Annotated in this window: 16 protein-coding genes; 14 read left to right on the plus strand and 2 right to left on the minus strand. The window is 62.3% G+C overall.

The window, feature by feature from the left end; translation table 11 throughout:
- Positions 1-191: 191 nt before the first annotated feature.
- Positions 192-1,520, minus strand: a complete 1,329-nt coding sequence (locus PCA20602_RS22810) for a C4-dicarboxylate transporter DctA (RefSeq protein WP_150723147.1) — start codon at positions 1,518-1,520, stop codon at positions 192-194.
- Positions 1,521-2,015: 495 nt separating this feature from the next.
- Between PCA20602_RS22810 and PCA20602_RS22815 the strand changes: the two genes are divergently transcribed.
- The 8 genes from PCA20602_RS22815 (at position 2,016) to PCA20602_RS22850 (ending at position 11,953) form a co-directional block, all read left to right on the plus strand.
- Positions 2,016-2,783 (plus strand): SDR family NAD(P)-dependent oxidoreductase, encoded by a 768-nt coding sequence (locus PCA20602_RS22815; RefSeq protein WP_150723148.1) that lies wholly within the window; start codon positions 2,016-2,018, stop codon positions 2,781-2,783.
- Positions 2,780-4,396, plus strand: a complete 1,617-nt coding sequence (treF, locus tag PCA20602_RS22820) for an alpha,alpha-trehalase TreF (protein WP_150723149.1) — start codon at positions 2,780-2,782, stop codon at positions 4,394-4,396. The genes PCA20602_RS22815 and treF overlap by 4 nt, the downstream gene beginning before the upstream one ends.
- 187 nt (positions 4,397-4,583) lie before the next feature.
- A complete protein-coding gene (locus PCA20602_RS22825; protein ID WP_150723150.1) occupies positions 4,584-5,345 on the plus strand; it encodes a FadR/GntR family transcriptional regulator in 762 nt (253 codons plus the stop codon).
- A 195-nt stretch (positions 5,346-5,540) separates the two neighbouring features.
- Complete coding sequence (gene carA, locus PCA20602_RS22830; protein WP_150723151.1) at positions 5,541-6,686, plus strand: glutamine-hydrolyzing carbamoyl-phosphate synthase small subunit; 1,146 nt, start codon at positions 5,541-5,543, stop codon at positions 6,684-6,686.
- A gap of 45 nt (positions 6,687-6,731) precedes the next feature.
- Positions 6,732-7,400 (plus strand): leucine efflux protein LeuE, encoded by a 669-nt coding sequence (gene leuE / locus PCA20602_RS22835; RefSeq protein WP_069344095.1) that lies wholly within the window; start codon positions 6,732-6,734, stop codon positions 7,398-7,400.
- Positions 7,401-7,418: 18 nt separating this feature from the next.
- Positions 7,419-10,661, plus strand: coding sequence for a carbamoyl-phosphate synthase large subunit (gene carB / locus PCA20602_RS22840; RefSeq protein WP_150723152.1), 3,243 nt, complete (start codon positions 7,419-7,421; stop codon positions 10,659-10,661).
- Between the two features lie 316 nt (positions 10,662-10,977).
- A complete protein-coding gene (gene greA, locus PCA20602_RS22845; RefSeq protein ID WP_069344097.1) occupies positions 10,978-11,454 on the plus strand; it encodes a transcription elongation factor GreA in 477 nt (158 codons plus the stop codon).
- Positions 11,438-11,953 (plus strand): DUF4149 domain-containing protein, encoded by a 516-nt coding sequence (locus tag PCA20602_RS22850; protein WP_150723153.1) that lies wholly within the window; start codon positions 11,438-11,440, stop codon positions 11,951-11,953. The genes greA and PCA20602_RS22850 overlap by 17 nt, the downstream gene beginning before the upstream one ends.
- A gap of 185 nt (positions 11,954-12,138) precedes the next feature.
- Here PCA20602_RS22850 and yhbY read toward each other — a convergent pair whose 3' ends face one another.
- Complete coding sequence (gene yhbY, locus PCA20602_RS22855) at positions 12,139-12,639, minus strand: ribosome assembly RNA-binding protein YhbY (protein ID WP_150723154.1); 501 nt, start codon at positions 12,637-12,639, stop codon at positions 12,139-12,141.
- Positions 12,640-12,778: 139 nt separating this feature from the next.
- Between yhbY and PCA20602_RS22860 the strand changes: the two genes are divergently transcribed.
- The 6 genes from PCA20602_RS22860 to pstC all read left to right on the plus strand — a co-directional run bounded on the left by PCA20602_RS22860 (position 12,779) and on the right by pstC (position 20,801).
- Positions 12,779-13,429 (plus strand): RlmE family RNA methyltransferase, encoded by a 651-nt coding sequence (locus tag PCA20602_RS22860; protein ID WP_069344100.1) that lies wholly within the window; start codon positions 12,779-12,781, stop codon positions 13,427-13,429.
- A gap of 119 nt (positions 13,430-13,548) precedes the next feature.
- Positions 13,549-15,423, plus strand: a complete 1,875-nt coding sequence (ftsH, locus tag PCA20602_RS22865) for an ATP-dependent zinc metalloprotease FtsH (RefSeq protein WP_069344101.1) — start codon at positions 13,549-13,551, stop codon at positions 15,421-15,423.
- A gap of 467 nt (positions 15,424-15,890) precedes the next feature.
- Positions 15,891-16,670 carry a dihydropteroate synthase gene (gene folP, locus PCA20602_RS22870; RefSeq protein ID WP_246182307.1) on the plus strand — a complete coding sequence of 260 codons (780 nt, stop codon included), beginning with the start codon at positions 15,891-15,893 and terminating at the stop codon, positions 16,668-16,670.
- Between the two features lie 193 nt (positions 16,671-16,863).
- Positions 16,864-18,207 (plus strand): phosphoglucosamine mutase, encoded by a 1,344-nt coding sequence (gene glmM / locus PCA20602_RS22875; RefSeq protein ID WP_150723155.1) that lies wholly within the window; start codon positions 16,864-16,866, stop codon positions 18,205-18,207.
- A gap of 444 nt (positions 18,208-18,651) precedes the next feature.
- Complete coding sequence (pstS, locus tag PCA20602_RS22880) at positions 18,652-19,686, plus strand: phosphate ABC transporter substrate-binding protein PstS (protein WP_150723156.1); 1,035 nt, start codon at positions 18,652-18,654, stop codon at positions 19,684-19,686.
- A gap of 140 nt (positions 19,687-19,826) precedes the next feature.
- Positions 19,827-20,801, plus strand: coding sequence for a phosphate ABC transporter permease PstC (gene pstC / locus PCA20602_RS22885; protein WP_150723157.1), 975 nt, complete (start codon positions 19,827-19,829; stop codon positions 20,799-20,801).

The raw sequence follows: 20,801 nt of genomic DNA on the forward strand, positions 1-20,801 counted from the left end.
CCAGACGCGGATCTGCCAGGTTGACGTAACGGCGCACGAATTCCGGTGCGTTCGGGTCTTGCGGGGCGAGGGCCATGTTGCGTTTGACTCCAGATAAAGGCGCCGACGCCGTCATACGCGGCGTCGGCTGGAAAGGCTTGTTTGTGCCACGAGGATCACGATTTCTCTCGTGATCCTCTCTGTTTTGCGATTCAGCGCGTCAGTGCCGCATTGGCAGGGGCCGCGCCTTCGATGCTGTCGTCGGAAGTCGAGACCGGTTCGTACGGCAGTACACCGTTGAGCACTTTGTGCGCTCGGGCAAAGTCGACGTCTTTTTCCCACGCGGCCACAACGAGCGTCGCCACACAGTTACCCAGCAGGTTCGTGATGGCTCGCGCGATCCCAACGAACCAGTCGACCGGCAGAATCAGCACAAGACCAATCACGGGGATGGCCGGAATGGCCGCCAGCGTCGCCGCGAGGATAACGATGGCCGATCCCGGAATGCCGTGCGCACCCTTGGATGTGAGCAGCGAGACAAGCACCACCAAGATCAGGTCGTGCATGGACAACGGGGTATTGGTCGCCTGCGCAATGAAGATGACCGCCAGCGTCAGATAGATGGAGAATCCATCGAGGTTGAAGGAGTAGCCCGTCGGTACGACGAGGCCAACTGTCGATTTCTTGATCCCCATCCACTCCAGCTTGCGCATGATCGCGGGCAACACGGCGTCGGACGACGCCGTACCCAGCACGATCGACAATTCTTCGCGGAAGTATTTGATGAACTTGAAGATGTTGAAGCCCGCAAGCCGCAACACGCCACCCAGCACGACAGTGACGAAGACGAAGCAGCTCAGATAGAACACGAGGACCAGCAAGCCCAGTTGTTTGAGCGACGACGCACCGTATTTGCCCGTGGTGAATGCTACAGCCCCCAGCACGCCCAACGGTGCGAGCCGGATGATGAACGCCATCACGCGGAAGAAGACGTGACTCAGGTCTTCGATGAAACGCGCTACCGGCCGCCCCCGCTCACCCAACGCCGCCAACGCGCATCCGAACATGACGGAAAACACGAGAATTTGCAGGATGTCGCCCTTGGCGAACGCATCGGTAATGGTGTCGGGAATGATCTTCAGCAGGAAGCCAGCCGTGTCTTTCAGGCTCTTGGCGTTTTCGGCATAAGCCGCCATCGAACTGGCGTCGAGACTGCGGATGTCGATGTTCATGCCCGCACCCGGACGCGTCACCCACGCCAGCACGGCACCGATCACCAGCGCGAAGGTGGTGATGATCTCGAAGTAAAGAATGGCCTTGATACCCACACGGCCAACTTTGCGCAGATCGCCCGCGCTGGCCATACCGCTCACGACCACACAGAAGACGATCGGGCCGATCACCATCTTGATGAGCTTCAGAAAGCCATCGCCCAACGGACGCAATGACTCTCCCAACTGCGGAAACCAAATGCCAAGCGCTACACCCACTATCAACGCAATGACGACTCGGCCAAACAACGAACGAAACAGCTTGGGCATGGTTTGTCTCCTCTGCCTGCGCAAATCACTCTCTCGGATTTCGCGATCTCTAAATCGAATGGACGGCTCTCGGGGGCTGATTCTGTACGGCGGTACGGCGGAACTGCGACCTTGCAAGGCAACGGCATTCAGTTGCCAACACCCGTATCGGACAATGTATGCTGACAAGTCATACCGGTCTGACCAGTGGTGTTATGGGGAATATTAGAAAGCCAATATAGTCCGGTCAAGATTTGTCTTTTGAGGGGAATCCCTAGGGTGACGAGATCCCTTGTCAGGCGCCGCGAGCTTCAGAGGATTCGTGCGGAAGTCCTTGTTTTACTAGGTGAATCCACTGAAATTCGCGTGAACTTCGCTTTCCTGCCCGGGGTCGCATTGGCATTGGGTGCCTTGTGGCGTGCGTCGGCATGACCGTCAAATTGCGCACGGAAATGAACGCTGTGACGCCGCGCAAGGCCCCCGAATCCGCCAATGCTTGTTTATCAGGGAGGCGTCATGCGAATGAAGGACACGGTGGTACTTGTCACCGGCAGTGCTCAAGGAATCGGACGTGCCATTGCCATCCGCCTCGCGCAGGAGGGGGCGCGCATCGTGGTGGAAGACCGGCTCGATAACGCAATGGCCGAACAGACGCTCGACGCCGTTCGGTCCGCCGGCAGCGACGGTTGTGTCATCGCCGGAGATGTCGGGCGTGTTGCTGATGACCGCGCGGTCGTCGAGCAGGCGGTCGCGCAAATGGGGCGCGTCGATGTGCTCGTCAATAACGCGGGTGTGGAGCGCCGGGCATCATTTCTCGATGTGACGGAGGCCGATTACGACCTGGTCATGAACGTCAATCTGAAAGGGACGTTCTTTCTCACGCAAGCTTTCGTGCAACACCTGCGCGATACGAAGCGCGGCGGCCGGATCGTGAACGTCAGTTCGGTACACGAGGAGTTGCCGTTCCCCCATTTCACGAGCTATTGCGCGAGCAAAGGCGGCATGAAGATGATGATGCGTAATCTCGCCATCGAACTCGCACCGCTCGGCATTACGGTGAATAACGTCGCACCCGGGGCCGTAGGTACGCCGATCAATCAGCAACTGCTGGCGAACAAGGCCCAACTCGATGCGCTCGTCGCAAATATCCCGCTCGCCCGCCTCGCCGATCCCAGCGAAGTTGCCAACGCCGTGCTGTTTCTCGCGTCGCCGGAAGCGAGCTATGTGACGGGAACGACGCTGTTCGTCGATGGCGGCCTGCTGTGGAACTACGCGGAGCAATGACCATGACGGACACGGCGCAACGCACACTTGCCTCCGGCGGTATGACGCCCGACGTCGCGCACTCGGCGCCCGCCGACGTCATGACCCCGGATGATCGGTATCGCGAACTGTTCGTCGCAGTGCAGTCGCAACGCGTCTTTCCCGACAGCAAGACGTTCGTGGATTGCGCGCCGCTGCTCGCTCCAGAGGAGATACTGCGCCGCTATCGTGAAGATGCCGGCAAACCCGGCTTCGATCTGTCGCGATTCGTGGCGTCTTATTTCACGCTGGAGCGCACGCCGCCAAGTCACTACGTGGCCGACCCGTCGCAAGGGCTCGTCGAGCATATCGATGGGCTGTGGGACGTGCTCACGCGCCAGCCGGAGGCGCATCCGGCCGATAGCTCGCTGTTGCCGCTTCCGCGCGCCTATGTGGTGCCCGGCGGACGTTTTCACGAACTCTACTACTGGGATTCGTACTTCACGATGCTCGGACTGGCCCGTAGCGGTCGCCATGATCTGCTCGTGAGCATGGCCGACAATTTCTCGTTTCTGATCGACACCTACGGCCATATTCCGAACGGTAACCGCACCTATTACCTGAGCCGCTCGCAGCCGCCGATGTACGGGCTGATGGTCGAGCTTTTCGAGTCGCATGGCGTGGCGCGCGCGCTGCGCTATTTGCCGCATTTGCGTCGTGAGTACGACTACTGGATGGAGGGCGAGGCGTTTCTCAAACCCGGTGAGGCTCACCGTCATCTCGTGCGATTGCCCGACGGCGCGCTCCTCAATCGCTATTGGGATGAACGCGATACGCCGCGCGAGGAAGGGTATCTGGAAGACGTGACGACGGCACTCGAAGCGCCGCACCGTGCTGCGGGCGAGGTCTACCGGGATTTGCGTGCGGGCGCGGCGTCCGGCTGGGACTTCAGCTCGCGATGGCTCAAGGACGCGAGCGACCTGTCGTCGATCCGTACGACCGCCATTCTGCCCGTCGATCTGAACAGCTTTCTCTATGCCACCGAGCGCCACATCGCCCGGCTTTGTGAAGCCGGTGGCGATGCGGACGGGGCGCAGGCGTTTGCAAAGCGCGCACAGGCCAGGCGGGACGCCATGACCCGTCACCTCTGGTCCGATGCCGAGGGCGCTTTTCTCGATTACGACTGGAAGCTCGGCGTGCCGCGTGCGCAGGTGTCGGCGGCGCTGGCTGCACCATTGTTCGTAGGGCTCGCGTCGCCCGAGCAGGCGCATCGCTCGGCAAGCACGATGGCGACGCGCCTGCTGGCCGCCGGTGGATTGCGTACGACCGAGGCGTCGAGTCTTCAGCAATGGGATCCGCCCAACGGCTGGGCGCCGTTGCAGTGGATCGCCATTCATGGCCTGCGCAAGTACGGCGAGAACCGTCTGGCAAACGACATCGCCCATCGCTGGCTTTCTACCGTCGGCTCGCTCTACGCCCGCGAGAGCAAGCTGGTGGAAAAGTACTCGCTTCACACCAGCGACGCGATGAGCGCCAGCGGCGGTGGGGGCGGGGAGTACCCGCTGCAGGACGGCTTCGGCTGGACCAACGGCGTGGTACGCCGTCTGCTTGGCGATCATCCGGAGCATCATGCCCATCGGGTGAGGGCGGTTTAAGGAGTAGGTGGGCAAAGGAGGGGGGCGACGGCCTGACGGGCGTGGCGGGCCTGGCGGGAAGGGCCATGGGCCTCGGCAGGTGCCCCATGTATAGGGCTTTCCCGGCGGATGACGGCGGCTTCGCGTGAGGAGAAATTTGGCGTCGTACAATGCGCAATACGCATACCCGCATTCCCTGTGAGGCCCCATGAAGCACTCGGCGCATGCCGTAACCGACGCCGCCGTCGCCACGATTCGCGAGCGCATCGAACGTCAGGTCTATCCGGCCGGCGCGATGCTGCCCTCGCAACGCCAGCTCGCTGAGGAACTGGCAATCAGCCGCGCCTCGCTGCGTGAAGCCCTGTCGACGCTCGAAGCCCTCGGCATGGTCGCCATCCGGCCCGGCAAGGGCGTCTATGTGAACGACGCATCGGCGCACATCGGCGTGGCATGGCGCTTCGCCGATCAGATTTCGCTCGCCGATACGTATCAGTTGCGCTACGCGCTCGAAGGCTTCGCGACCCGCCTCGCCGCGCTCGCCGCCAGCGCCACCGAGATCGAGTGGCTCACGGATAACGTGGAGTCGATGAGGTCCGCGCTGGTCGAGGGCGATGTCGATGCCGCCGCCCAACTCGACTTCGCGTTCCACCTGCGCATCGTGGGTCTGGCCGGGAACGCGGCGATCGCCGACATTCTGCGCGGCAGCACCGAAATCGTGATGGAGAGCCAGCGCCTGCCGTTCTATCAGCGTGAGCTGGTGCTTTCCACCTATCATGAACATCTGGAGATCCTCGACGCCTTGCGCCGCCGCGACGGTGCCGCCGCAGGTGCCGCGATGGAGCGCCATATCGTGCTGGCGGCCCAGCGGGCGGGCATTCACTTCCCTATCCCCTCTGCGTATCCGTCTGCCGGCGGGCTTCCCCTTCGGGAGAACGCAGAGCGTACTGGTGCTCCACACGTTCAGCTTTGAGATGAACCGGAAATGCGCTATACTTTGAAGGTTTTAGTCATTTAACCCTCACCCTAGCGCCTACCCGCCTGACATCTCGTCCGCCGCCCGAGCATCCGCTGTGCGCATATTCCGCGCAATTCCGGTGCCCGCGCTGATGTCATCGCTAGCGGACGATGGGGCTGGCAGCAGGGGTGAACCCTTCAGGAGTTTCCCGTGCTGCCGTCATTCCCACCCGCCATTCTCGCGCTCGCTGACGGCACGGTCTTTCGTGGGTACGCCATCGGCGCTGCCGGTCACACCATCGGTGAAGTGGTCTTCAACACGGCCATTACCGGCTATCAGGAAATCCTCACCGACCCGAGCTATGCGCGCCAGATCGTCACGCTGACGTATCCGCACATCGGCAACACGGGCGTCAACGGTGAAGACGTCGAAGCCACGAAAGTCCATGCCGCCGGCCTGATCATCAAGGATCTGCCGATCCTCGACTCGAATTTCCGCGCCGACAAGACGCTGTCGCAGTACCTGAAGGACGAAGGCGTTGTCGCCATCGCCGGCATCGACACGCGCCGTCTGACCCGAATCCTGCGTGACAAGGGCGCCCAGAACGGCTGCATCCTCGCCGGTGAAGAAGCCGACGAAGCCAAGGCGATCGCGCTCGCGCAATCGTTCCCCGGCCTCGCCGGCATGGACCTCGCCAAGGTCGTCTCCACCACGGAAACCTACTCGTGGACGCAGACGGAATGGCGTCTGGGCGAAGGCTACGGTGAGCAGAAGGATCCGAAGTTCCACGTGGTCGCGCTCGACTACGGCGTCAAGCGCAACATCCTGCGCATGCTCGCCGAACGCGGCTGCAAGGTCACGGTGCTGCCCGCCCAAAGCTCGGCCGACGACGTGTTCGCCCTGAATCCGGACGGCGTGTTCCTCTCGAACGGCCCCGGCGACCCCGAGCCGTGCGATTACGCCATCGCCGCGACGAAGACCTTCCTCGAACGCCGCATTCCGACCTTCGGCATCTGCCTCGGCCACCAGATCATGGGTCTGGCCGTCGGCGCAAAGACGCTCAAGATGAAGACCGGTCACCACGGTGCCAACCACCCGGTGAAGGACCTCTCGACGGGCCGTGTCGTCATCACGTCGCAGAACCACGGTTTCGCAGTGGACGCGAACAGCCTGCCGGAAAACGCACGCGTCTCGCACGTCTCGCTGTTCGACGGCACGTTGCAAGGCTTCGAACTGACGGACCGTCCGGCATTCTGCTTCCAGGGTCACCCGGAAGCGTCGCCCGGCCCGCACGACATCGGCTATCTGTTCGACCGCTTCGTGCAGTCGATGGTCGACGCGAAGCAGCCGGCGTAAGCCGTCGCACGACGAGATCAGGAAACAGGTAAGGGAACGCGCATCATGCTCGGAAACTCCATCGGCATCCTCAACCTCTGGACCTATCTGGCCGGGGTCGTGGTGGTCATTCTGCTGCCGGGACCGAACTCGCTCTACGTGCTGGCCGTTGCCGCACAGCGCGGTGTTCGTCAGGGGTATGCAGGCGCATGCGGCGTGTTCCTCGGCGACACCATCCTCATGACGCTGTCGGCGGCCGGTGTGGCGTCGTTGCTGCACGCGCAGCCGGCGCTGTTCTTCGTGGTGAAGTACCTTGGCGCCGCCTATCTGTGCTGGATGGGTCTGAACATGCTGCGCGGGGCCATCGCCAACGCACGCGCCGCGCGAGCCAATCCGGAGGCAGCGGCGCTGGCGCCGAAGCACGTCGATGCGGATCACCCGTTCAAACGAGCGTTGTTCATCAGCCTGTTGAATCCGAAAGCGATCCTGTTCTGCGTGTCGTTTTTCATCCAGTTCGTCGATCCGGGCTACGCCTATCCCGCCGTGTCGTTCGCGGTGCTGGGCGTGATCGTGCAGACGTGCAGTTTCCTGTATCTGAGCACGCTGATCCTGGCCGGTTACCGCCTGGCCGAGCACTTCCGGCAACGTCGCCGGTTGAGCGCCGGGGCAACCGGCGGCGTGGGCGCGTTGTTCGTCGGCTTCGGTGTGAAGCTCGCGACGGCGACGCTGAGTTAAATTTTTGTTGAGAACGTTATGCCAAAGCGCACAGACATCAAGAGCATCCTCATCATCGGCGCCGGCCCGATCATCATCGGTCAGGCATGCGAGTTCGACTATTCCGGCGCACAGGCCTGCAAGGCGCTGCGCGAGGAAGGCTACAAGGTCATCCTGATCAACAGCAACCCTGCCACGATCATGACCGACCCGGATACGGCCGATGTGACCTACATCGAACCGATTACCTGGGAAGTCGTCGAGCGCATCATCGCCAAGGAGCGCCCGGATGCCATTCTCCCGACGATGGGCGGCCAGACCGCGCTGAACTGCGCGCTGGACCTGCATCGTCACGGCGTGCTCGACAAGTACAAGGTCGAGCTGATCGGCGCATCGCCGGAAGCCATCGACAAGGCCGAAGACCGTCAGAAGTTCAAGGACGCGATGACCAAGATCGGTCTCGGTTCGGCCAAGTCGGGTATCGCCCACTCGATGGAAGAAGCGCTCGCCGTGCAGGCGCAGATCATGGCCGATATCGGCGGCAGCGGTTACCCGATGGTGATCCGCCCGTCGTTCACGCTGGGCGGCTCGGGCGGTGGTATCGCCTACAACCGCGAAGAGTTCGAAGAGATCTGCAAGCGCGGTCTCGACCTCTCGCCCACGCGCGAACTCCTCATCGAAGAGTCGCTGCTCGGCTGGAAGGAATTCGAGATGGAAGTCGTGCGCGACCGCGCCGATAACTGCATCATCGTCTGCTCGATCGAAAACCTCGACCCGATGGGCGTGCACACGGGCGACTCGATCACCGTGGCGCCCGCACAGACGCTCACGGACAAGGAATACCAGCTGCTGCGTAACGCATCGCTCGCGGTTCTGCGCGAAATCGGTGTGGAAACGGGCGGCTCGAACGTTCAGTTCTCGATCAATCCGAAGGACGGCCGTATGGTTGTCATCGAAATGAACCCGCGTGTGTCGCGTTCGTCGGCACTGGCCTCGAAGGCTACTGGCTTCCCGATCGCGAAGGTCGCGGCCAAGCTGGCCGTCGGCTACACGCTCGACGAGCTGCGTAACGAAATCACCGGTGGCGCGACGCCGGCCTCGTTCGAACCGACCATCGACTACGTCGTGACCAAGGTGCCGCGTTTCGCCTTCGAGAAGTTCCGCGAAGCCGATGCACGCCTGACCACGCAGATGAAGTCGGTCGGTGAAGTGATGGCCATGGGCCGCACGTTCCAGGAATCGTTCCAGAAGGCCATGCGCGGTCTTGAAGTCGGTGTGGACGGTCTGGACGAAAAGTCGACCGACCGCGACGAGATCGTGGCCGAAATCGGCGAGCCGGGCCCGGATCGTATCTGGTACGTGGGCGACGCGTTCCGTCTGGGCATGAGCCTGGAAGAGGTGTACGCCGAGACCGCCATCGATCCGTGGTTCCTCGCGCAGCTCGAAGCGATCGTCAAGAAGGAAAAGGCGCTCGGCGGCCGTACGCTGGAGAGCCTGACGACCGAAGAACTCCGCTTCCTCAAGCAAAGCGGCTTCTCGGATCGCCGTCTGGCCAAGCTGCTCGGTACCGATCAGACCGCCGTGCGCCGTGCACGTATCGCCCAGAAGGTGCGCCCGGTCTACAAGCGCGTAGATACCTGCGCTGCCGAATTCTCGACGAACACGGCTTACATGTACTCGACCTACGAGGAAGAGTGCGAAGCCCAGCCGACCGACAAGAAGAAGATCATGGTGCTCGGCGGCGGCCCGAACCGTATCGGTCAGGGTATCGAGTTCGACTACTGCTGCGTGCATGCGGCGTTGGCGCTGCGTGAAGACGGGTACGAGACCATCATGGTCAACTGCAACCCGGAAACCGTCTCGACGGACTACGACACGTCGGATCGTCTGTACTTCGAGCCGGTGACGCTCGAAGACGTGCTTGAAATCGTCGACCTGGAAAAGCCGGTTGGCGTGATCGTGCAATACGGCGGTCAGACGCCGCTGAAGCTCGCGCTCGACCTCGAAGCGAACGGCGTGCCCATCATCGGCACGAGCCCGGACATGATCGACGCCGCAGAAGACCGCGAGCGTTTCCAGAAGCTGCTGCAGGACCTCGGTCTGCGTCAGCCGCCTAACCGTACGGCCCGCGCCGAAGACGAAGCCCTGAAGCTGGCCTCCGAAATCGGTTACCCGCTGGTGGTGCGTCCGTCGTACGTGCTGGGTGGCCGTGCGATGGAAATCGTTCACGAGCCGCGTGATCTCGAGCGCTACATGCGCGAAGCCGTCAAGGTGAGCCACGACAGCCCCGTGCTGCTCGACCGCTTCCTGGACGACGCCATCGAGTGCGACGTCGACTGTATTTCTGACGGCAAGGACGTCTACATCGGCGGCGTGATGGAGCACATCGAACAGGCAGGCGTCCACTCGGGCGACTCGGCTTGCTCGCTGCCGCCGTACTCGCTGTCGGCCGAGACGATTGCCGAACTCAAGCGTCAGACGGCCGAAATGGCCAAGGCGCTGAACGTGGTCGGTCTGATGAACGTGCAGTTCGCGATTCAGCAGGGCAATGGCGTCGACACGATCTACGTGCTGGAAGTGAATCCGCGTGCGTCGCGTACGGTGCCGTACGTCTCGAAGGCTACGGGGCGCCAGCTCGCCAAGATCGCCGCCCGTGCGATGGCCGGCCAGTCGCTCACGTCGCAAGGCGTGGACAGTGAAGTCGTGCCGCCGTACTACAGCGTCAAGGAAGCCGTGTTCCCGTTCGTGAAGTTCCCGGGCGTCGACCCGGTGCTCGGACCGGAAATGCGTTCGACGGGCGAAGTGATGGGTGTGGGCCGTACGTTCGGCGAAGCGCTCTTCAAGTCGCAACTGGCTGCCGGTTCGCGTCTGCCGGCTTCGGGCACGGTGCTGCTCACGGTGAAGGATGCCGACAAGCCGCGCGCGGTCGAAGTGGCTCGCATGCTGCACGCGCTGGGTTACCCGATCGTTGCGACGCGTGGCACGGCGGCTGCCATCGAAGCGGCCGGTATCCCGGTGCGCGTGGTCAATAAGGTGAAGGACGGCCGTCCGCACATTGTCGACATGATCAAGAACGGCGAGATCGCGCTGGTGTTCACCACCGTGGACGAAACCCGCACGGCGATCGCCGATTCGCGCTCGATCCGTATGTCGGCGCAGGCGCATAAGGTCACGTATTACACGACGATCTCGGGTGCCCGTGCCGCCGTGGAAGGCCTGAAGTATCTGCAAAACCTTGAGGTCTACGACCTTCAGGGGCTGCACGCTCAACTGCCGGCGTAATTTGACGAAGTCGACGGTAGATTGATGCGGTACGCCCGGAGCGGCCGGCTGTTACGGCGGCTCCGGGGGAAAACGCAAAATCATGGCGCGTCCGCCGGGGAACTGATCTCCGGCGGGTGCGCCAAATGCTTTAAGCATGTATGAAATGCGCTTCGTCTGTGGCACAGCGCCGCGCGGCCGGTCCTCCGGTTGGCAGCGTCGGCAACTCTGCTACACTAGCGCAACATAGGTGTCACAGCCGCGGTCGAGCGGCGTTCGCAAAAAGTGCGAATGCGGCTTAGCTGCGGCAATTTTTTTGTCTTTCGGAACAACGCGCATGAGTACCATTCCTCTGACCAAGCGAGGCGCTGAGCTGCTCAAGGACGAGCTGCACCGCCTGAAGACCGTCGAACGTCCGAACGTGATCACTGCGATTGCTGAAGCCCGTGCGCAGGGCGATCTGTCGGAAAACGCGGAGTACGACGCCGCGAAGGAAAAACAGGGTTTCATCGAAGGTCGCATCCTCGATCTCGAGTCGAAGCTCTCGGCAGCACAGATCATCGACCCGTCGGCGCTCGACGCCGAAGGTCGTGTGGTCTTTGCCGCAACCGTGGAACTCGAAGACCTCGAGAACGGCGGCACGGTGCAGTATCAGATCGTCGGCGACGACGAAGCTGACCTGGAGCACGGCAAGATTTCGGTGAGCTCGCCGATTGCCCGTGCATTGATCGGTAAGTACGCAGGCGATGTGGCCGAAGTGCAGGCCCCGAGCGGCGTGCGCGAGTACGAGATCATCGATGTCCGCTACGTCTGAAGGGACGTCTGCCGGCGGTGCGCCCCGGCTGGAACGACTGTTCCGTCTGATTGCGACCGTCTGGTGCGGAAGTCAGTGGGCGATCGGCTACATCGTCGCCCCCACGCTGTTCGCCGTGCTGGAGTCACGCATGGTTGCCGGCACGGTTGCGGGACGGTTGTTTCACACGCAAGCCTGGATCAGTCTGGTGTGTGGCGTGCTGCTGGTGTGGCTGGCGACGGCGCTGATTTCGCGCTCGGCCGATGCCTCGGCCGCTCGCAGCTATCGCGTGCTGCGCTGGCTGGCGGTGGCGATGATGGTCTGCGTGCTGATCAGCTCGTTCGGCTTGCAGCCGTTCATGGCGTCGCTGCGGGAACAGGCGGAAGCATCGGGCGTCGATATCGGCCAATCGGCTTATGCGGCGCGCTTCGGTATGCTTCACGGCATTTCCAGCGGGATCTATCTGCTGCAAAGTCTGCTCGGCATTGCGCTGATCTGGCGTCAGCCGGTGCGCGGCTAAATGCCGCACGGGGTAGCGGTAGCGGCGGCGGGTGATTAGCCAGCGTCGTGACTTCGCCCAATAAAAAACGCGCCCGACAATGTCAGGGCGCGTTTTCTTGAGCGCTGGCGGATGGTGTGACATCCGCCGCCGCTCGCGACGCAGCCGTTAGACAGGCTTCGTCCAGGCTTCGACGTTACGCTGGCTCAGTCGTTACGCTGGCGCTTGACGCTGGTCTGGCGCTTCTTGGCGCGCTTGACGATGCCACCGGCAGTCATGCGTTCGTTGCCGGCAACCGTCACTTTCTTGACGGTCGGGCGACGTCCGGCATTGGTGCTGCTTTTGACGACCGTCACGGTGCGCGGTGCGCGTCCCTTGACCGTGGCGCCGGTGCCGCCGGACTTGCCGCGAACCGGCATCGGCTTTTCGTCCGGCGTCTCGCGATACAGAACGAGCAGCTTGCCGATGTGTTGCACCGGCGCTGCACCCAACTGGTCGCAGATGGATTCGTAAATGGCCACGCGCGCGTCGCGTTCGTCGCCGAACACACGCACCTTGATCAGTTCGTGGGCCTTCAGGGCGCCGTCGATTTCCTTGAGCACCGCCGGCGTCAAGCCGTCGGCGCCGATCAGAACGACGGGATTCAGCGCATGGGCGGCAGAGCGCAAGTCAGCGCGTTGCGCTGGGGTGAGGGTCAAAGCGGGCATAGAAGACAGACGAGACAAACGAGTTAGGATGCGCCCGCAAACCCGGGCCGGAGCGTCGGAAGCGACCGCCGGCCGACTAAGGGATTTTGGGCGCGCAAGGGCGTATTATCCTGCAAATTCGCAGTGTTTTTGAAGAATTATGGCAAAAAACCGTTTCAACCACGCGTGGTTGCACGATCACATCAACGATCCCTACGTCAAAATGGCGCAGCGCGAGGGCTATCGGGCCCGCGCAGCCTATAAGCTCAAGGAGATCGACGAGCAGGACCGGCTCATCAAGCCCGGCCAGGTGATCGTCGACCTGGGCTCGACGCCCGGCAGCTGGAGCCAGTACGCCCGTAACAAGCTGGCGGCGGGCAAGCGTGTCGACGGCGGTATCGACGGCACGATCATCGCGCTGGATATCCTGCCGATGGATCCGATAGCCGACGTCCACTTCCTCCAGGGCGACTTCCGGGAGGACAGCGTTCTCGAGCAACTCGAAGAAATTGTGGCCGGGCGCAAAGTCGACCTTGTAGTTTCCGATATGGCCCCCAACTTGTCCGGTGTGGCGTCGGCCGATGCGGCGCGGATCGAGCATTTATGCGATCTGGCGCTGGATTTTGCACAGCGACACCTGAAACCGGAGGGAGCGTTACTGGTCAAATGTTTTCACGGCAGTGGCTATAGCCAGATTGTCGAAAAATTCAAACACCAGTTCAAAACCGTGGCGCCGCGCAAGCCAAAGGCGTCGCGGGACAAATCTTCCGAAACGTTCATTCTGGGTCGGGGTTTGAAAAATCCGGCTTGATGCCCGTCAAACCAGCGCACTGGCGCTATGGTGGCGGTAGAGAATCACTATAGCGGTGCGCCTGCGAGTGGATTAGAATGAATTCCTGGCGCGAAGCGATTTCATGAAGGAGCAACGCTTTGAACAATAATATGTTTTCCAAAGCGGCGGTGTGGTTAGTCATCGCGCTGGTCTTGTTTACTGTTTTTAAACAGTTCGACAAGCCGCACGTCCAGGAGGGCGTGACGTACTCCCAGTTCATGGACGATGCCAAGAACGGCAAGATCAAGAACGTGGTGGTGCAGGGGCGCAGCCTTCAGGTGACGCCCAGCGACGGCCAGAAATACACCATCGTGTCGCCCGGCGACATCTGGATGGTCGGCGATCTCATGAAGTACGGCGTTCAGGTCTCGGGTAAGGCCGACGACGAACCGAACGTGCTCATGTCCGCCCTCTACTATCTCGGACCCACGTTGCTGATCATCGGCTTCTGGTTCTACATGATGCGACAGATGCAGGGCGGGGGTAAGGGCGGTGCCTTCTCCTTCGGTAAATCCCGCGCGCGCCTCATCGATGAGAATGCCAATCCGGTTACCTTTGCCGACGTCGCGGGCTGCGACGAAGCCAAGTATGAAGTCGGCGAACTGGTCGACTTCCTGAAAGACCCTCAGAAATTCCAGAAGCTGGGCGGCCGTATCCCCCGTGGCGTGCTGCTCGTCGGCCCGCCGGGAACCGGTAAGACCTTGCTCGCACGTGCCATTGCCGGTGAAGCCAAGGTGCCGTTCTTCAGCATCTCGGGTTCGGACTTCGTGGAAATGTTCGTCGGCGTGGGCGCTGCCCGTGTGCGCGACATGTTCGAAAACGCGAAGAAGCAGTCGCCGTGTATCGTGTTCATCGACGAAATCGACGCGGTCGGCCGTCATCGTGGCGCCGGTATGGGCGGCGGTAACGACGAACGCGAGCAGACGCTCAACCAGATGCTGGTCGAGATGGACGGCTTCGAAGCCAACTCGGGCGTGATCGTGATTGCCGCGACCAACCGCTCGGACGTGCTCGACAAGGCGCTGCTGCGTCCGGGTCGTTTCGACCGTCAGGTGTACGTCGGTCTGCCGGATATCCGCGGCCGCGAACAGATCCTGAAGGTGCACCTGCGCAAGGTGCCGATCGCCAACGACGTCGACGCTTCGGTCATCGCCCGCGGCACGCCGGGTATGTCCGGTGCCGATCTGGCGAACCTCGTGAACGAAGCCGCATTGTTCGCCGCGCGCCGTAACAAGCGCATCGTCGAAATGCTCGATTTCGAAGACGCGAAGGACAAGATATTCATGGGTCCGGAGCGCAAGTCGGCAGTCATGCGCGACGAAGAGCGCCGTGCTACGGCTTACCACGAGTCGGGTCACGCGGTGGTGGCAATGCTGCTGCCGGGCGCCGATCCGGTGCACAAGGTGACGATCATCCCGCGTGGTTGGGCACTTGGCCTGACGATGCAGTTGCCGGAGCACGACAAGTACTCGGAATACCGCGACACGATGCTCACGCAGATCGCCATTCTGTTCGGCGGCCGTGCAGCGGAAGAGGTGTTCATCAACAAGATGTCGACGGGCGCGTCGAACGACTTCGAGCGTGCTACCAAGCTGGCGCGTGACATGGTGACCCGCTACGGTATGTCGGATGCACTGGGCCCGATGGTCTACGTCGACACGGAACAGGATTCGATGTTCGGTCGCATGTCGTCCAAGTCGGTGTCGGAAGCGACGCAACAGAAGGTCGACACGGAAGTTCGCCGTATTCTTGACGAACAGTACGCGCTGGCCAAGAAGCTGCTGGAAGACAACCGCTCGAAGGTCGAGTCGATGACCGAAGCCCTGATGGAATGGGAAACGATCGACGGCGAGCAAATCGGCGACATCATGGAAGACCGTCCGCCGCGCCCGCCGAAAGGTGGCCCGACGAACGGTGGCGCTTCGGGTGGCAATCCGCCGCTCAAGCCCAGCAATACCCCGGCGACCGTCTGACGGACGCCAAGGCAGCCGAGAGGCTGCCACCCAGAAAGGCCGGCATCTTGCCGGCCTTTTTGCTTTCTGGCCCGACTCCAGGGCGATGAGGCGCGACCGGGACGCTCAAGGTCGGCGCTCAGGTCCTGCAATCCATCTCGTTCACGACCGTGAATTTCCGTGTTACGGAGTGTTTCCGTGGTCGATGTGACAGTCGATTCCGGTAACATTACGGCCATAAAGGCGTCCATCACCGCGGACGCGTCGCGCCCGGACCGGCTTGCCCGCTCGGGCCGCCATATGGGTCTTACTGAGCTACGAGCTTTCGAATGTCCACCGAGCAGTCGCAATCCCTTCCTCCTTCCGCCCCCGGCGCCGCACCGGCAGACGACATCGTCTTGCCGGCGGGCGCTGCCGGCGTTGCCGCACCGCCCGATACCTGGGCGCTCGGTCCCCGCTTTACGCTGGATGCCCGTCGGGTACACGTCATGGGCATCCTGAATGTGACGCCCGACTCGTTTTCCGACGGCGGGAAGTACGTTGCGCGTGACGAGGCGCTGCGCCACGCCGAGCAACTGATTGCCGACGGCGCAGACATTCTCGATATCGGCGGCGAATCGACCCGCCCGGGCGCGGAAGCGCTGCCGGAGGATGCTGAACTGGAGCGCGTCGTTCCCATCGTCGAAGCGTTGCGCGAGTGCGGCGTGCCGCTCTCCGTCGACACCTACAAGCCCGGTGTGATGCGCGCTGTGCTGGCTGCCGGGGCCGACATGATCAACGACATCTGGGGCTTCCAGCAGCCGGGCGCGATCGATGCCGTGCGCGAGAGCGACGCCGCCCTGTGCATCATGCACATGCTGAACGACCCGAAGACGATGCAGCGCGCGCCGATCTATACGGACGTCGTCACCGAAGTCGCCGCCTTCCTCGATGGTCGTGTAGACGCGCTGCTCGCCGCAGGTGTTGCGCCGTCGCGTCTGTATCTCGATCCGGGATTCGGCTTTGGCAAGAATCTCGCTCATAATCTCGCCTTGCTCAAACACCTGCGGGTGCTGTCGCGCGATGGGCTGCCGCTGCTCGTTGGCATGTCGCGAAAGCGCATGCTTGGCGAAATCACGGGACGCCAGACGCCGCAGGAGCGCCAGGTGGCCAGTGTGGCGGCTGCGATCTGCGCCGCTCAGCGCGGTGCGGCCATCGTACGGGTGCACGACGTCGCCGAGACGGTCGATGCGCTCAAGGTCTGGCAGGCCGTGCGGGACGCCGAATAAGGCGTCCGCGGCCGATCAAGGCGATCAAGGCAGTCCAGGCGGTGAATACGGCTCTGCGGCGACTGCGGCTAGCTCGTCTAAAGGCAGACGAAGGCAGCACCAAGGCACACAAAGCACGACAAAGAACGCATAAATGGGTGCGCGCGCACGGAACGTCAACTGGCGCGACGCTTCAACTGGGAACGATGCAACGATGAAACGACGCTATTTTGGGACCGATGGGATTCGCGGAACGGTGGGCGAGAGCCCCATTACGCCGGAATTCGTGCTGCGGCTGGGATACGCGGCCGGACGAGTGCTGGCAGGCAATCAGACGCTGGGGCGTCCCACGGTATTGATCGGCAAGGATACGCGTGTCTCGGGTTATATGCTCGAAGCCGCACTGGAAGCCGGTTTCGCGGCAGCAGGCGTCGACACCATGCTGGCCGGGCCGATGCCGACGCCGGCGGTCGCTTACCTGACCCGGGCATTGCGTCTGGCCGCAGGCGTTGTGATCAGCGCATCGCACAATCCGTACCACGACAACGGCATCAAATTCTTCTCGGCAGACGGTAACAAGCTGCCGGACCAGACCGAACTGGCGATCGAAGCCGAGCTTGAAAATCCGATGACCTGCGTGCGTTCCGAGCAACTCGGCAAGGCGCGTCGTCTGGACGATGCTGCGGGTCGTTATGTCGAGTTCTGCAAGAGCACGTTCCCGAATGACTTCGACCTGCGTGGCATGAAGATCGTGGTCGATTGCGCCAATGGCGCGGCCTACCATATCGCGCCGCATGTCTTCCACGAGCTGGGTGCGGAAGTCATTGCCATCGGCAATCAGCCCAACGGCTTCAACATCAACGAAGACTGCGGCGCCACCGCCCCGGACGCACTCATGCGCGCCGTGCGGGCCAACCACGCCGACCTCGGCGTAGCACTCGACGGCGATGCCGACCGCCTTCAGATCGTAGACGGCGCAGGCCGTCTCTATAACGGCGACGAACTGCTGTATCTGCTGGTCAAGGACCGTCTGGACAATGGCGGCGTAGCGGGCGCCGTGGGCACGCTGATGACCAATATGGCGGTCGAAGTCGCGCTCAAGGGATTGGGCGTGCCGTTCGTGCGCGCCAAGGTCGGCGACCGTTACGTGCTGGAGCAACTGTACAAGCACGGCTGGCAGATCGGTGCCGAGGGGTCCGGTCACATTCTGTGTCTGGACAAGCACACCACGGGAGACGGTATCGTCTCGGCCCTTCAGGTGCTCGCCGCCATTCGCCGCGCGGACAACAAGCCGCTCGCGAAGCTGCTCGAGGGGGTGCGCCTGTTCCCGCAGCACATGATCAACGTGCGCACGCCGGCCGGTTACGACTGGCAGGCCGATAAGCGTTTGAGCGCCGAGCGCGAGGCCATCGAGGCCAAGCTCGGCGATGCCGGCCGCGTGCTGATTCGCGCGTCGGGCACCGAGCCGGTGCTGCGTGTGATGGTGGAGGCGCGCGACGAGTCGCAGGCATCCGGCTTCGCACAGCATCTGGCGAACGTCGTCAAAGCGGCGGCGTGATGCCGACGTAATGCGCGCCTGATATACGCCCACGTTTTACCCTCCGGCGACGTCTGTCCAGACGTCGCCACCCACCTCCCAGCGTACCTGCCTACACCCCTCCCACGATGGTAACTGGCATCGCCAGGCGTTCACATTTGTGACAACCGCCTGAGCTTCGTCGGTGGATTTCCGACACCGTTTCGTCACTGTCACATCGCTGCCACAGGCCGAAATTGAGGGTTGCCAACGCCCTGATTTCATTAGGATCACTCCGAAACCCGCGCCAACTCTGGATCTCTCCGAAAATCGGGTTCGTCCGGCAACTCGCATGCAATATGACGATTCCGAGGCGACTCCATGACATTCCGGTTGTGAGCTTTCGAAGATGACACATTACTGTCACATTCGGAATCTATTCTTCGAGCCATCCACACGCTGTACCACACCAACTCGGAGAGATCCATGAAGCTGATGAAGACTGCGATTGCCGGCCTGGCTGGCGTTCTGTTCGCCGCTGGCGCGATTGCGGGCGAGATTACGGGCGCTGGCAGCACGTTCGCCGCACCGATCTACACCAAGTGGGCTGACGCCTATCAGAAGTCGACCCAGAACAAGGTCAACTACCAGGGCATCGGTTCGTCGGGCGGCATCAAGCAGATCCAGGCCAAGACCGTCGATTTCGCCGGCTCGGACGCTCCGCTGACCGATGAAGAACTCGCCAAGCAAGGCCTGTTCCAGTTCCCGACGGTGGTTGGCGGCATCGTGCCGGTGATCAACGTGCCAGGCGTGAAGGCTGGCGAACTCGTCCTGTCGGGCGAAGTGCTGGGCGACATCTACCTGGGCAAGATCAAGAAGTGGAACGACCCGGCCATCGCCAAGCTGAACCCGAAGGCCAAGCTGCCGGACACCGACATCGCCGTGGTTCGCCGCGCCGACGGTTCGGGCACCAGCTTCGTGTTCACGAACTACCTGTCGAAGGTCAACGCCGAGTGGAAGAGCAAGGTTGGCGAAGGCACCACGGTCAACTGGCCGACGGGTACGGGCGGCAAGGGTAACGACGGCGTCGCCGCCTTCGTGCAACGTCTGCCGGGCGCTATCGGCTACGTGGAATCGGCTTACGCCAAGCAGAACAAGCTGACGTACACGGCGCTGACGAACGCCGACGGCAAGACCGTCGAGCCGACCGCCAAGACGTTTGCCGCTGCCGCTGGCAAGGCTGAATGGTCGAAGACGTTCTACCAGATCCTGACGAACGAGAAGGGTGCCGATTCGTGGCCGATCGTGGCTGCCACGTTCGTGCTGGTGCATCAGAAGGCTGACGCCGGCAAGGAAGCGCAAGGCGCCGACGTGCTCAAGTTCTTCGACTGGTCGTTCAAGAACGGCGCCCAGACGGCTCAAGAACTCGACTACATCTCGCTGCCGGAAGATGTCCTGAAGCAGATCCGTGCTGGCTGGAAGGCGAAGGTTGCCGAGTCGGCCGCCAAGGCTGGCGTCTAAAGCGCCCAGCAATGAGGCCCCTGGCAATGCGATGCCGCGTTGTCAGGCGCTTTGATACCGGCAACACCCGCGCCGCCTGTTCCGAAGCCCGAAGCATGATCTGGCAACGGCTGGCGGCGCGCTCACGCTGAGACGACATCATGGCAGAAGCCACCAGCCCCCTCGCAACACCAGGCGCACAGCGCGCTCCGTCTTCCGTTGGCGACGTGCTCTTCGCGCTGCTCACCCGCGCCGCCGCCCTCATTACACTGCTGTTGCTCGGTGGCATTATCGTGTCGTTGATCATCAGCGCGCTGCCGTCGATCGAGAAGTTTGGCTTCGCCTTTCTGTGGACGAAGGAATGGGATCCTCCCGCAGAACAATTCGGCGCGCTCGTGCCCATCTACGGCACGATCGTCACGTCGGTCATCGCCCTGATCATTGCGGTGCCGGTGAGCTTCGGCATCGCCCTGTTTTTGACTGAACTCTCGCCCGTGTGGCTGCGCCGACCGCTGGGCACCGCCATCGAGCTGCTCGCCGCCATTCCGAGTATCGTCTACGGGATGTGGGGCCTGCTGGTCTTCGCCCCGATCTTCAGCCAGTACTTCCAGAAGCCGCTGGGCGCGCTGCTCGGCAACGTGCCGATCATCGGCGCGCTGTTCCAGGGCCCGCCGCTCGGCATCGGTATCCTGCCCGCCGGCGTGATCCTCGCGATCATGATCATTCCCTACATCGCCTCGGTCATGCGCGACGTGTTCGAAGTCACGCCCGTGCTGCTCAAGGAGTCGGCCTACGGTATCGGCTGCACGACCTGGGAAGTGATGTGGCGCGTGGTGTTGCCCTTCACGAAGACGGGCGTCATCGGCGGCATCATGCTGGGTCTCGGCCGTGCCCTCGGCGAGACGATGGCCGTCACGTTCGTGATCGGTAACACGAACCTGCTCGACAACATCTCGCTGTATTCGCCGGGTAACAGCATCACCTCGGCACTCGCGAACGAATTCGCCGAAGCCGGTCCGGGCCTGCATACGGCGGCCCTGATGGAACTCGGCCTGATCCTGTTCTTCATCACCTTTGTCGTACTGGCGCTGTCCAAGCTCATGCTGCTGCGCCTCGAGAAAAGCGAAGGTAAATAA

The organism is Pandoraea capi (genome assembly GCF_902459735.1).
GTDB classification, from domain to species: domain Bacteria; phylum Pseudomonadota; class Gammaproteobacteria; order Burkholderiales; family Burkholderiaceae; genus Pandoraea; species Pandoraea capi.